Source organism: Natrialba sp. PRR66, from assembly GCF_034808065.1.
GTDB lineage: Archaea > Halobacteriota > Halobacteria > Halobacteriales > Natrialbaceae > Natrialba > Natrialba aegyptia.
On sequence record NZ_JAXHGN010000002.1, the window covers coordinates 213,501 to 226,317 of the forward strand.

Annotated in this window: 14 protein-coding genes; 6 read left to right on the top strand and 8 right to left on the bottom strand. The window is 63.6% G+C overall.

Translation table 11 applies throughout. The features are described 5' to 3' along the window. Nucleotides 1–34: 34 nt before the first annotated feature. The 4 genes from argS to SM755_RS07190 form a co-directional block, all read right to left on the bottom strand. Nucleotides 35–1,837 carry an arginine--tRNA ligase gene (gene argS, locus SM755_RS07175; RefSeq protein ID WP_323172067.1) on the bottom strand — a complete coding sequence of 601 codons (1,803 nt, stop codon included), beginning with the start codon at nt 1,835–1,837 and terminating at the stop codon, nt 35–37. 265 nt (nt 1,838–2,102) lie between these two features. After that, nucleotides 2,103–2,804 (bottom strand): uridine kinase, encoded by a 702-nt coding sequence (gene udk / locus SM755_RS07180; protein WP_323172068.1) that lies wholly within the window; start codon nt 2,802–2,804, stop codon nt 2,103–2,105. Nucleotides 2,805–3,029: 225 nt separating this feature from the next. Then, entirely contained in the window at nt 3,030–4,142 is a 1,113-nt protein-coding gene (locus tag SM755_RS07185; RefSeq protein ID WP_323172069.1) for a threonine synthase, read from the bottom strand. A 129-nt stretch (nt 4,143–4,271) separates the two neighbouring features. After that, complete coding sequence (locus tag SM755_RS07190; RefSeq protein WP_323172592.1) at nt 4,272–5,231, bottom strand: succinylglutamate desuccinylase/aspartoacylase family protein; 960 nt, start codon at nt 5,229–5,231, stop codon at nt 4,272–4,274. Nucleotides 5,232–5,429: 198 nt separating this feature from the next. Between SM755_RS07190 and SM755_RS07195 the strand changes: the two genes are divergently transcribed. Further along, nucleotides 5,430–6,821: an MFS transporter gene (locus tag SM755_RS07195; protein ID WP_323172070.1), complete on the top strand. Its 1,392-nt coding sequence runs from the start codon at nt 5,430–5,432 to the stop codon at nt 6,819–6,821. A gap of 47 nt (nt 6,822–6,868) precedes the next feature. Here the strand turns inward: SM755_RS07195 and SM755_RS07200 are convergent, their stop codons facing one another. Further along, the gene (locus SM755_RS07200) at nt 6,869–7,069 is read right to left on the bottom strand and encodes a multidrug transporter (protein WP_323172071.1); all 201 of its coding nucleotides are present in this window, start codon (nt 7,067–7,069) and stop codon (nt 6,869–6,871) included. 119 nt (nt 7,070–7,188) lie between these two features. Further along, nucleotides 7,189–8,721 (bottom strand): stage II sporulation protein M, encoded by a 1,533-nt coding sequence (locus SM755_RS07205; protein WP_323172072.1) that lies wholly within the window; start codon nt 8,719–8,721, stop codon nt 7,189–7,191. 171 nt (nt 8,722–8,892) lie between these two features. On the opposite strand from SM755_RS07205, the gene SM755_RS07210 reads away from it, so the two are divergent. Beyond that, nucleotides 8,893–10,056, top strand: a complete 1,164-nt coding sequence (locus SM755_RS07210) for a rhodanese-like domain-containing protein (protein WP_323172073.1) — start codon at nt 8,893–8,895, stop codon at nt 10,054–10,056. Between the two features lie 86 nt (nt 10,057–10,142). On the opposite strand, the gene SM755_RS07215 is transcribed toward SM755_RS07210, so the two are convergent. After that, the gene (locus tag SM755_RS07215; RefSeq protein ID WP_323172074.1) at nt 10,143–10,286 is read right to left on the bottom strand and encodes a hypothetical protein; all 144 of its coding nucleotides are present in this window, start codon (nt 10,284–10,286) and stop codon (nt 10,143–10,145) included. 60 nt (nt 10,287–10,346) lie between these two features. Here SM755_RS07215 and SM755_RS07220 point away from each other — a divergent pair, with 60 nt between their 5' ends. After that, the gene (locus SM755_RS07220) at nt 10,347–10,574 is read left to right on the top strand and encodes a hypothetical protein (protein ID WP_323172075.1); all 228 of its coding nucleotides are present in this window, start codon (nt 10,347–10,349) and stop codon (nt 10,572–10,574) included. Between the two features lie 116 nt (nt 10,575–10,690). Here SM755_RS07220 and SM755_RS07225 read toward each other — a convergent pair whose 3' ends face one another. Beyond that, nucleotides 10,691–11,059 carry a nuclear transport factor 2 family protein gene (locus tag SM755_RS07225; protein ID WP_323172076.1) on the bottom strand — a complete coding sequence of 123 codons (369 nt, stop codon included), beginning with the start codon at nt 11,057–11,059 and terminating at the stop codon, nt 10,691–10,693. A 182-nt stretch (nt 11,060–11,241) separates the two neighbouring features. Between SM755_RS07225 and SM755_RS07230 the strand changes: the two genes are divergently transcribed. The 3 genes from SM755_RS07230 (at nt 11,242) to SM755_RS07240 (ending at nt 12,690) form a co-directional block, all read left to right on the top strand. Next, nucleotides 11,242–11,478 (top strand): hypothetical protein, encoded by a 237-nt coding sequence (locus SM755_RS07230; RefSeq protein WP_323172077.1) that lies wholly within the window; start codon nt 11,242–11,244, stop codon nt 11,476–11,478. Between the two features lie 30 nt (nt 11,479–11,508). Then, the gene (locus SM755_RS07235) at nt 11,509–11,916 is read left to right on the top strand and encodes a CPBP family intramembrane glutamic endopeptidase (protein ID WP_323172078.1); all 408 of its coding nucleotides are present in this window, start codon (nt 11,509–11,511) and stop codon (nt 11,914–11,916) included. A gap of 525 nt (nt 11,917–12,441) precedes the next feature. Further along, complete coding sequence (locus SM755_RS07240; RefSeq protein ID WP_369335242.1) at nt 12,442–12,690, top strand: hypothetical protein; 249 nt, start codon at nt 12,442–12,444, stop codon at nt 12,688–12,690. Nucleotides 12,691–12,817 lie beyond the last annotated feature (127 nt).

The following is a 12,817-nucleotide window of genomic DNA, read 5'->3' on the forward strand; positions in this document are numbered from 1 at the left end:
ACCCACAACGCGGAACTGAAACTATGACGCCGCGCTACATCGACCGCGGCGCAGCGACGCCCAGGATCGACAGCGCGTTCGCCATCGTGTGCTTCGACGCCGCGACGAGCGCCAGCCGCGTCTCGCGAACCGCGGGATCGACATCGTCCGCGAGCACCGGGCACTCCCGATAGAAGGCGTTGAACCGATCGGCGAACTCGCGCGTGTAGGTCGCGATCTGGTGGGGTTCGAGGTCCGCTGCTGCCTCGTCGATGACGGCCGGGAAGCGCGCAATCGTCTCGAGCAGCGCCCGTTCTGCGGGCGTGTCGAGTAGGTCGGCATCGAGCGCATCGAGATCGAGTTCAGCGGGCTGGCCGGAGGCGGCGAGCGGTTCCGCGGGGTCGAAGCCGGCTTCCGCCAGGATCCCACAGCAGCGGGCGTGGACGTACTGGACGTAGGGTGCGGATTGGGCCTCGAAATCGAGTGCTTGGTCCCATTCGAAGGTGATCGCCTTCGTTGCCTGCTTCGAGACGATGTCGTAGCGCACGGCACCGATTCCGACCTGGTGGGCGATTCGCTCGACATCGTCAGCGGTCAGTTCGTCGTCGCGAATGCGGTCGTCGAGGCGGTCCTCGACTTCCTGGCGGGCGCGGTCGATCGCCTCGTCGAGCAGGTCGTCCAAGTCGACGCCGGTACCCTCGCGGGTAGACATCCCGAGTCCGCCGGGGAGATTGACCCACGAGAAGATGACGTTCTCCAGCTGGTCGGTATCGTTGCCAAGCAGTTCGAGGGTCTGTCGGAGTTGGTCGGCCTGCAGCTTGTGGTCCTCGCCGAGGACGGTCACGGCGCGATCGTAGTTGTCGAACTTCCACTCGTGATGGGCGAGGTCGCGGGTCGTGTAGAGGGTGGTGCCATCGGAGCGCAGGAAGACGAGATTCTTGTCGATGCCGTGCTCGTCGAGTTCAAGCTGCCAGGCGTCGTCCTCGTAGACCGCTTCGTCCAGTTCCTGCAGGCGGTCGACGAGTTCGTCGGTGTCGCCGTTGCGCATGAACCGCGTCTCCTTGACGAACTCGTCGAACTCGGCGGGTAGGCGTTCGAGACAGTCTGTCATGCCGCCAAGGACCTGATCGACGACCTCGCTGACGCGGTCGTAGGCCTCTTCGTCGCCTTCCTCGAGGCCCTGCATGATGGCCTCGATTTCGGCTTCCGCTGCTTCGACTTCGTCCTCGGGGCCGTCTTCGAGGAACGCGTTCCCGACGCGGTAGTAGCGCACGAGGTCGTACTCGATGCGGTCGCGTTCGGGTTCGGTATCGAAGTCGTCTTCGTCGAACGTTTCGTAGGCCCAGGTGAACGTCGCGATCTGGCGGCCGGCGTCGTTGACGTAGTAGTGGCGGTCGACATCGTAGCCGGCGGCATCAAGCAGGTTGGCGACGGCGTCGCCGATGATCGGGTTTCGCGCGCGCCCGACGTGGACGGGGCCGGTCGGGTTGGCGCTCGTGTGCTCGACGACGACGGACTCCTCGCGGTCCGCGAGGTGACCGTACTCGGCCTCGGTCGCGGTCTCGAGAGTTTCGGCGAGGTAGGCGTCGCTCGGCAGGAAGTTCAGGTACGGCCCCTGGGTCTGCACTGCGGCGACGTAGGTCAGTTCGTCGGTGTCGATCTCCGCGGCGAGTTGGGCGGCGACCTGCGGCGGGGCCGCGCCGGCCTCGCCGGCGAGTCGGAACGCGACGCTCGAAGCGAGCACGCTCTCGACGTCTTCCGGCGGTTCTTCGATCCCGAGGTCGTCCGTGGGGAACTCGAGTTCGGCGAGCGCGGCCTCGAGTGCGCCCTCGACCTCTTCGCGTAGGGCAAGGAACATACCCGCCCGTATTCAGGGGGCAAGTAAAGGAATGTCGGGTTTCGTCGCCGGTTCGGACCGCCCGAGTTCGACGATTGTGCGATAGGGCAAACTGGTGTTCGCTTCAGCGACTGCTGTAGCAAATTCGACGGACAGCACGTAATTGAGTCCTCGATACTCGTCGTTGTCATGGTCGGATCGAATCGGCGCACAGATCGGCGATTGCGTGAGGAACGGCGAAACGAGAGCGAGAGAACGGAAACTGAAGACGGCAGCCGATAGAACTCTACTCCGACGAGTCGGCAACCGACAGGGGCATCTCGAGTTCACCAGCCTCGTCGCGACCCGGTTCGTCCTCGGGTCCGACACGCTCGCCGCTCAGTTCGGCCTGTACTTTCTCGATCAGCAGGTCGACGGCCATCCGATTCGCGCCCTCAGGGATGATCACGTCCGCGTCTTTCTTCGTCGGTTCCACGAACTGCTCGTGCATCGGTTTGACCGTCCCCAGGTACTGGTCGATGACGCCCTCCAGATCGCGGTCGCGCTCGACCACGTCGCGCTCGATGCGTCGAAGGATACGCACGTCCGCGTCGGTCATCACGTAGACACAGAGGTCGAGCATCTCGAGGATGACATCGTCGTGCAGCGAGAGGATGCCTTCGAGAACGATCACGTCGGTGGGCTCGACGTGGACGAACTCGTCCAACCGGATGTGGCGCTCGAAGTCGTACTGGGGCATCTCGATGGGCTGGCCCATGAGCAACGAGTTCAGTTGGTCCCGAAGCAGTTCCCACTCGAAGGCGTTCGGGTGGTCGTAGTTGACGTCCGCGCGCTCCTCGTAGTCGAGGTGGGAAAGGTCCTCGTAGTAGTTGTCGAGCGGGATTCGGGTGACTGCCTCGCCGACGGTTTCGGCGACCGTCCGCGAGACGGTGGTCTTGCCGGCACCCGTGCCGCCGGCGATGCCGATGGCGAACGACGGAATACTCATCGTCCGATCCAGGTCGGTTGGCGACATTAATCCGATGATCTGCACTCGTCGTGTCTCTCCGTCGTGTCTCTGGCGGGCGGTCGCGCCGGTGGTGCGGTCGAAGAGCGAAACGGCACTCGCAAAGAGCGCTGCTGGCGGAAACGAAGACCCTGACCCTGGTCTGGGGCGGCAGAAACGATTTCACCAACGGGTCTGGACCCGAAAACGCCACGCTGCAGGGGCCGCTCAAAGCGTCTTCAACCCGCTGCCGGTCAGCGGAACGACGACGTCGTCGTCCGGCGCGAGCGTGCCGTCCTCGCGGTACTGCTGGAGGGCGGCGGGGGCGACGGCGCTCGTCGGTTCGACGTAGAAGCCGTTGCGATGGAGGCGGTCGAGCGCGGCCTCGATCGGATCGTCGCCGAGCGCGATGACCTCGCCCCCCGTTTCCGTGATCGCCTCGATAATCTGGTTCTTGCGCGCCGGGAGTTCGATCTGGATGCCGTCGGCGATGTCGGTGTCGCCCGCTCCCTCGTCGTCCTCGCCGGCCGGATCGCCGCCGAGCGCCTCGACGATGGGGGCGTGGCCCGCCGCCTGCGCGCCGAGCAATCGGGGCATCTCGTCGACGATACCGGCTTCGTTCAGCAACGAAAAGCCCCGGTAGGCCCCGAGCAGGAGCGTCCCGTGACCGACCGGGAGGACGACCGCGTCGGGCACGGTCCACTCGCGCTGGGCCGCAACCTCGAACGCGAAAGTCATCGTGCCCGCGTAAAAGGCCGGGTTCCAGGCGTGGCTCGCATACCAGCCGTCGCCGGATTCGACCGCGTCGATACAGGCATCGGTCACGTCCTGCCTGCTCCCCTCGACGCGGACGGGGCGGGCGTCGGCCCGCTGAATCGTCATCAGCTTCGACTGCTTGACCCCCGCCGGCACGTAGATATCCGCCTCGATGCCGGCTCGCGCCGCGTAGGTCGCGATCGCAGCCCCGGCGTTTCCCGACGAGTCTTCGACGATTTTGTCGACGCCGAGTTCAACTGCGCGCGAAAGCGTCGTCGTCGCGCCGCGGTCCTTGAACGACCCGGTCGGAAAGACGTACTCGAGTTTGAACTGGGCGTTCCACTCGTCGGCGTCGACCAGCGGCGTAAAGCCCTCGTGGAAGGTCACGTGCGGTTCGATCGGAATGAACTCGAAGAACGTCCAGAGGCCGTCGCTCGTGTCGAGTTGGGACAGCGAAAGCGGGTCGCCTTCGGGGTGGGGACGCTCGCTGAACTCGAGTGCGCGACCGCACTGACAGCGCCAGGGTTCGTTCGGACCGGCTTGATACGTCGTCTCGCATGCGGGGCAGATGAGGTCGGTTGGCATAGTCTGTGTCAGTGGTGGGGTAGTGGGTTGGTAGTAGTGTGTTAGTAGTGGATTAGTAGTGTTCGTGGCGGTGGTAGTATAGTGTAGTATCAGTCGGTATCAGTATCGGAGATCGTGTTTGGAGCGGTTTCAGTAGGAGTCGATGTCGGTTCCGACGGAGCAGACGTATTCGCCGGTCGCGACCTGCGGAAGGCGACGAGTTCGCCAGAGGATGCCGTCGCTGTCGGCGGTAACGGTCGCCTTGGGTTCGCCGAAGGGGGTTGTGATCTCGAAGAGCACGTCGCCAGATGTGACTTGCTCGCCGAGGTCTTTCTCGAAGCTGACGAGGCCGCCGTTCGGCGAGCCGTACTGTTCGAAGCCATTGGCGCGGGTCTGGCGCTCGAGTTCGGTCGTGCCGTCGATGAAGTCGTAGTAGGAGAGGACGTTGAAGACGCCCTCGACGCCCTTCTGAATGCTCGTTTCGTCCCAGCCGACGCAGCCGCCGAGTTCGGGGTCGATGGTCGGAATCCCGTCGTCGGGAGCGGCGCGGGCGAGTTGGCCGTCCGGGCCTTTCTGGTCCAGGACGTAGCCGCAGCCGAAGGCTTTCGCGAGTTCGAGACAGTCGTCGTGGAGGCGGTGGCGTTTTCCACAGCGGACGCGGACCTCGTCGAGCATGCGACTGGTCGAGCCCTGGTGAAGGTCGAGAATGAGGTCGGCCTGGGTCGCGATATCGAAGGTGGCGGCGGCGATGCGTTCGCTCGAGGTGCCGGTTTCGGTGCCGGGGTAGGCCCGGTTCATCTTCGTGTCGTCGATCGGGTTCCGGTGTTCGGCGATCTGGAACGCGTGGTAGTTGACGATGCCGACGATCAGGATCGTCCCGGACAGCGTCGTCGGATCGAGCTGGGGGACGACCCGCTGGAGCACCCCGACGCCGTTGAGTTCGTCGCCGTCACTCACCGCCTGCATGTAGAGCGTCTGTCCCGGTTGCTCGCCGTTGATGACGGCGACAGGGAGACCGAACGGGCTGCCATCACGAGTTTCACCCACCTCGAGACGGCCCGTGTCGATCTCACCGGGGCCTGCACTCGCCGTTCCGAGCGTCGTCGTCATATTCCCGACGACGGACCGGTTCGTCTTTATACTGTCCTTTGACATCGAATTTCCGTCCGGTTCGCGGGTCGAGCGCGAAATGATCGGTCGGAACCGCCCGCGAGACCGACCGTTCGATAGTCACCCCGGGATGTCGTGGGCTATCGTGACACTAATATGATGTAAACACAGAAGTCATTGCATCGGACACGTCCGGGTATGAGTCTCGAACAGGATCGTTCCGAGACGGACGAGGCCGACCCGTTCGACGCCTTTCGACAGTTCTTCGCGCTCGAACGGGACGTGCTCGTGCTCTCGATCGCGATGTTCGCGTTCAGTCTCGGCTTTCAGATGACGAGTCGGTACATGGGCGAGTACATGTACGCCCTCGGCGGGACCGCGTTCGTCGTCGGCCTGTTCGGGACGTTCGGCAATATCATCAGCGCCGTCTACCCCTATCCCGGCGGCGCGATTTCGGACCGGATCGGCTCGCGGTACGCCCTCACCGCGTTCGGGCTCTGCTCGACGCTCGGTTTTGCGATCTGGCTCGCCGCGCCGCTGGTAATGGATGTCGCCGTCGGGCCGACCTCGCTCGGAATCCTCGCCGTCTTCGTCGGGCTGATCTTCTCGCAGGCCTGGAAATCCTTCGGCCTCGGAGCTTCCTTCGCGATCGTCAAACAGGCCGTCACACCCTCGCGACTCGCGGCCGGCTTCGCGAGCACCGAGACGTTCCGCCGAACGGCCTTCCTCGTCGGCCCGCTGCTCGCCGCCGCGCTGTTCTTTCCGTTCGGCTCGACCGACGGCGAGGTACGACTCGCGTTCCAGTTCATCCTCGTCGTCGCCGTCGTCTTCGGCGTCCTCGGCACGATCGTCCAGCACCTCCTCTACGAGGCCGACGAGGACGGTTTCGGCGAGAAATTCGAGGGCGTCTCCCAACTCATCACCGATCTGCGAGAAATGCCCGCCGAACTCCGGCCGCTGCTGATCGGGGATACGCTCGTCCGCTTCGCCAACGGCATGGTCTACGTCTTCTTCGTCATCGTCGTCACCCGATTTCGCGAGGTCGGGCTCACGCTCTCGCTGCCTGCGGCCGGGACGCTCGAACTCTCGCCGCAGTCGTACTTCGGCATCCTGCTCGGGATCGAGATGCTCGTCGCGTTGCTGGTGATGGTGCCGGCGGCCAAGGCGGCCGAACGAGTCGGACTCAAGCCGGTCGTCGCGCTCGGCTTCGCGGTGTACGCCGTCTTTCCGGTATTGCTCATCAGCGCGCCGCCAGACGCCGCCGTTCTCGCGGTTCTCTTTGCGTTCTCGGGGCTTCGCTTTGCCGGACTGCCCGCCCACAAAGCGCTCATCGTCGGTCCGGCCGAAACGGGTGCCGGCGGCCGGGTAACCGGTGCATACTACCTGTTGCGGAATCTGATCGTCATTCCGAGCGCCGCGCTCGGCGGACTCCTCTGGGATGGTTTCGATAACCCGCTGACCGGCGACGCGGTCCTCACCGGCGACCCGGTGCTCGCGTTCACCATCGCGACGGTTATCGGACTGATCGGCACCGCGTATTTCCTCGTGTTCGGCGAGGAGTTCGACGCGTACCGGCCAAATCGCGCCTGATTGAGAGCGACAGCGGCCCGTTCGCCGCCTCGCCGTTCCCGACAGACTTAGCGCGAGCGACGATACACGGCGTACGAGATCGCGACCACCGCCGCAGCGACGCCGAGCACCGTCGGCACGAGTTCGGTCGAACCCCACTCCCAGCCGAGGACTTGCGTGCCGACGACGGCGACGAGGGCGACGAGGACGCCGAGCGTCGTGATGAGGTCGGATCGGGTTTCGACCAGGGCTCCGAGTGCGAGGACCATGGGTGAACCTATTGTGCTCGTGTCACATAGTAGTTCCCTCGAAAACGGCCGTGTAGCGGTGAGAACGCTCGGTTGGACCGAGAGCCGAGAGCCGGTAGTCCGGGGATCGAGAGCCGAGCCTACAGGAGCACGTCGTAGTAGTACGGACTCACGAAGCCCTCGATCACGGCCGCAATCGCGAGGAGGAGTCCCACGCCGATGAGCACCCAGAACGCTCGCTCGAGTTCGTCGGCGAACGCGACGCGGCCGGTCCGCCCGCGGAACGCGCGCCAGCCGGTCAGTCCGAGCGAGATGCCGACCGCGGAGGCGATGAAGATCGCCGGAATCTCGAAGATGCCGTGCGGGAGGACGAACGCAACGAGATCGGCGAGTTCGGCCTCGGTCTGGGCGTAGAATCCCATGTAGACGCCGTTGAACACGAGCGAGGCGATCGCCGGGAGCACCAGCGCGAGGCCGCCGAAGGCGGTCGTGATCGCGACCAGCCAGTTGTTGGCGAAGAACTCGAGGGCCGCGGCCGGCGGGAAGTGGCCCTGGAGACGGGCGGCGATCGAGGTTTCGACGCCGAGATCGGCGAGGGGGGCACCGGCCCGCCAGCCGACCCAGAAGCTCGCGACGGCGAGTGCGACGACCGTGAGTTGGAGCAGCGGCGTGTGGCGAACGTACGCGGTCATCTCGTGCCAGCCGCGGCCCAGACCGGCCCGAAACTGGGACAGTACGGAGCGCTCCGGCGCGGCCGGCGGCGTGAGCCGGCCCCGATAGCCGACGTAGAGTGCGGTCTTCAGCAAGTCGAACGCCGGTAGCAGGACGAGCATCGTCAGCAGCGAGGGGAACGTGACCACATCGACGAGAAACAGGACACCCGAAACGGCCGACAGCGCGAGGAGCGAGCCGACGGCGAGGGCGTAGTAGAACAGCGCGCCGATCGGTTCCGACCGGATGAATCCCGCCGTCTTCGAAAGCGAGCCGAAAACGCCCGCGTCGTCGACGACGACGGCGACCGGCGCGAACGCGAACAGCGCTCGGACGAGTGCGAACAGCGCGATCATGACCAGCCCGCCCAGGAGGACGACGGGAATGCCAAGCGCCGTCGCATCCGTCGCCGCCGCAACCGCGCCCGTCGCGACGACGGTTCCGATTCCGACGGCGAGCGCCACGACCATCCACAGGATGAACTCGAGGATGAACAGCCCGAGAATGCGCAGCCAGTAGCGGCGCGCGCCGGCGATACCGGCGATGAGTCCGCGTTCGTCGCGAACGCGACCGTAACAGGCTCCGAGCTGTGCCGCCGAGGTAATGGCGTACAACAGCGCCACGACGAGCAGACTCACGAAAACAGCCGCGATGAGGAGAGCGACCGTCGCCGGCGTCACGAGGAGGTCGACGAGCGGCTCGAACTGGCTCGCCCAGGCCTCGAACGCCGCGGATTCCGGGTCGCTCGGCGGCGGTCCGAGGTTCATCTCCTGCAGGCTAGTCAACAGCGAGTCGAGTCGGCTGGTTCCCGCGAGGTAGAGCACCCCGATCAGGAGTGCGGCCATCGGGACGACGCGGACGACGGCCGGAGCCGCGGCCCCGAGCAGGTACAGCGGGAGGAGATCCGACGGACGACGCCGGAACACCGACACGACTGCACCGACGGCATCGGAAAGGGACATACTCCGCCTTCGAACCAGTATCAGTTAAATGAACCTATCGACAGCACGGAGCCTCTTTTTCGGCTTCTTGCCCGCACGGACAATGTCATCGACCGGATCCGCTCGGTCGGATCCCGGTGTCGTGGCAACTGCGCGGCGAAACTTACGTCACTCGCGACCGTAAACCGAGCCATGGTCACCACACTCTCCGCCGACCGGCTCGCAGAACTCCAGGACGAAGGTGCCGAGTTCACCCTCGTCGATACGCGACCCGAGGACAGCTACGAGGCCTGGCACGCCCCCGGCGCGATCAACTTCCCGTTCGGGCTCGACGAAGCACTCGACGGCCGGCTCTCGGAGTTCGAGGAAACGGTCGGCGACGCCGAGCGGGTGATCACCATCTGCGCGAAGGGGCTCTCCTCGGGGAACTTCGCGACCGAACTCGAGTCGGCCACCGACGAATACGACGTCCAGACGGTCGACGGCGGTATGAAGGGCTGGAGCGGCGTCTACGATCACGTCGACCTCGGCGCTGAACTCGAATTCGGACTCGACGAGCGCGAATTGACGATCGTCCAACTGCAGCGCCGCGCGAAGGGCTGTCTCGGCTACCTCGTCGGGTGTGCGGAGACCGGCGAGGCCGTGGTTGTCGATCCAACCGCGGACGTCGACGAGTTCGAGGTCGCAGCCGAAGAGGCCGACCTCTCCATCGTCGGCGTGATCGACACGCACGTCCACGCGGACCACGTTTCGGGCGGCCGCGACCTCGCGGACAGCCTCGACGTACCCTACTATCTTGGCGCGCAAGCCGACGAACGCGATGTCGCGTTTGACTTCACGGGACTCGAGCGCAACGAGGTGCTTCCCGTCGGCGAGCGGGAACTCAAGGCCCTCGCCGCGCCCGGCCACACGAGCGAGATGATCAACCTCCTCGTCGACGACGCCGCGCTGTTGACCGCCGACACGTTACACGTCGACTCGACGGGGCGAACCGAACTCGAGTTCAATCAAGACGAGGGCGAGGAAGGTGCACGGATGCTCTACGAAACCCTCCATCGAACGATCCTCGCGGAACCCGAGAGTATCGTCGTCCTGCCGGGCCACGTCACGGTCACGCCGGAGGGTGAGTTCGAACACGGCGCGCCCGGCGACCCGATCGCGACGACCGTCCGCGACGCCCGGACCGGCATCGATCTGCTCGCGATGGACGAGGAGGCGTTCGTCGAGCGGATGGCCGACGCCGGCGAGGAGCCCTCGAACTACGAGGAGATCATCGACCGCAACCGCGGCGAACTCGACCTGGCTCCCGAGGATAGAGTCGAACTCGAACTCGGTCCGAACAACTGTTCGGCGTGATGCGAGTGGGGAGTGACTGCTCGCACCGAGAGCGAGCGGGTTGGTTGTGTCCGAGCTGTTCGGCGGGGCTCTGACGATGCTCGACGCTACGACTCGCCGGCACTCGACTGGTGCGAGTCGAGGTGGCGCGTGATCACAGCGCTCGCCCCGATGTAGGACGCGAGTCCGATGGCGACGAGAGACACCAGCGCGACCAGCGTCGTGTAGCTGAAGACGATCTCCGTTACCATACTGAGTGCCAGTATGTGCGAAAAATAAAATATTTGTACCGGAATGTAGGCTGAAGAGACATGACCCCACAGGCGTGGTCCGACCGCGTTCACCCGGTTCGACCGTTCCTCGACGATCACCCCGCGGTGCGCAGGTTCGCGCTGCCGTTCATCTTCATGGGTTCGGTGATCACTGCTCCCCTGCTCGCGTCGGATGTTACACTCGTCGAGGCTGGACGGGTCGCCGGCCTCTTTCTCCTCGCATCGGTCGCCGTCAGCGCGGTCGGCCTCGGTGCCGAGCGCGCTTAGAGCTGTGTTCGCCTGACGGACACGAGCACTGTCGACGACTGACGAACGGCGGCCACCACATATCGACGAGGGACAAGAATACCGGACAGCAGACGACGGACAGACCGATACTGCAACTACCGGGAGTACGTCTCCAGACGCACCAGTCGCTCCGCCTCGCGGTCGACCGTGAAGAAATCCGCGAACTCGAACAGTTCTCCAGACTCGTCACATACGCGTCCGCGAACCGCGACTGCAACACTGTCGTCTCCCGTGTTCGGTTCACCGTCCCGTGCTTTCTGACCTGCAAACACTAACTCCAGTTCGTGCGTCGTATCCGGATTCGGCCGCTCCTCGCGCATGAACGCGATGAACGCCGCCCGGCTCTCGAAGCGCCGATCCGGGCGGCGCTGGGTGAACTCGGGAGCGAGCACCGCCTCGAGTTCGTCGTAGTCGTGGGCGTCGAGCGCGTCGTAGTAGCGTCGAACCAGACCGGTAGCGTCCATAGCTGGCTGCTTTCGGCTCGACCGTAAAAAGGATGCGCGCCTGCGGTATCGGTACCGGCATTGAGACCGAACTTCGGTTGCAAGCGGGCCGTGAACTCGTGTTCAGTACAACGGTACAACGGTACAACGGTAGATCCTCAATATATCAAAAATTTAATCAACCGTGTTGTCAATATTCGAATATGGAGGAAAACAGATACCGGTCTGTGGTCGCCGTGACTCGCCTCCCGCCGCTCACAATCGGGAATCTGGCCCTCGCCCTCTTTGGATTACCGCTAGTTGTTATCCTGCTACGAGTGACTAATACAGAGATCACGCCGGTCGTTACGATCGGAATCTACTGGGTGCTGGCTCTCACCGTTATCGGGATCGCCGTGGGCGGCGAGGACCTCTCGTTGCCCGACCTCGGATTTCGGTGACCAGCCCTCGTCGATCTCGGATATATCCTCGTGACGAGCGTCAGCATTCTGTTCGTATACATCGTGACGCCACCGCTCATCGAGGCGGTGGGCCTCCCGGTGAGTGAGGGTGCTGGCACGATGGGTGCTGGTGTCGGGATCGGCATGGCGCTCGCTCAGTCTGTGACAGTCGGGATCGTCGAGGAGATTCTGTACCGAGGATACCCTATCGAGCGACTGCTTGCGTACACGGAGAGTTCGCTTGTCGCCGGCGGGATCACGTGGATCGCGTTCACGGTCGCACACGCTCTGAATTGGCCACTTGGGAGCCTCCTTCAGACCGCACTGGTTGCCGCTGTTCTTACCGTCGTTTACCTCCGTCGGCGGACGCTCGTTCCCGTTGCCGGCGCACACGTCCTTGTCTGGGTCTTTGCGGCCCTTGGCCAGTTCTATGCCTAACCGTGCTGATGAGTTGGTTTCCGGTTCTGTTGAAATCCTATTGGTGGGACAAACCCACTACTGAAACAGCCGGTCCGTCGGTGTACAAATGTAGCGCTTCATCCTTTGTTCAACGGGTCACATGCGTAGTACACCACAGTCATCATAATACCCAACGAAACAGCATTTAGAATCCCGATATCGTTGAATAGCGGGCTGACAACAAGCAGTCCTACCGCTGACCCTACACCGACGAGGAGAGCAAACCCACTGCGAGACTTGGCCTGTGCCCACTCCTCAAACGGATGTAGAACTGCGGAGCCTCCATCATATTTGCAATTGCTATTCAAGCACAAGAAGTCTATGTCCGAGAAACGCACTAGTATATGCGTCCGTTGGCTTTCTGCTCTATGTGCCGTCTGTACCTAACGGACAGCCCCCTAATCCTGATAACAACGGAGTTTCAACAGAACCGGTTTTCTCGTGTAGAATCCCCGCCTCAAACTAAGGCAGTTGATTCGGTACGTGCGTGCTCACCCGTCGCATATTTTCCAATATCAAACCCATCGTTACTATGAACGTTGTGAAGGGCTCTACAATCACGCTGATGAATGGGCGAAGAGGCTCTCTCGTGTGTCGTATGCAGCCTTCTTAGGGCTGTCGGCAGGCACCGGCGTTCTCGTCGTCAATCTACTGTTGAGTGCCGAGTTCGCCCTCGTTCAGGCTCTCACGATGGCGCTCGTCATGTTCAGTTCGGAGTGTGTATTCGGGTTACACCAGACGGCCGAAGAGTGAACGCGATGACTACGTTCCGCACTTCTCACCGGATCTCGAACGGCCGAACTCGGCTACGTTCTCCCGAGAAAGACGATAGCATCAGATAGGCTACCAAAACGACGTTCAGCGAACGTTTACACGGTTC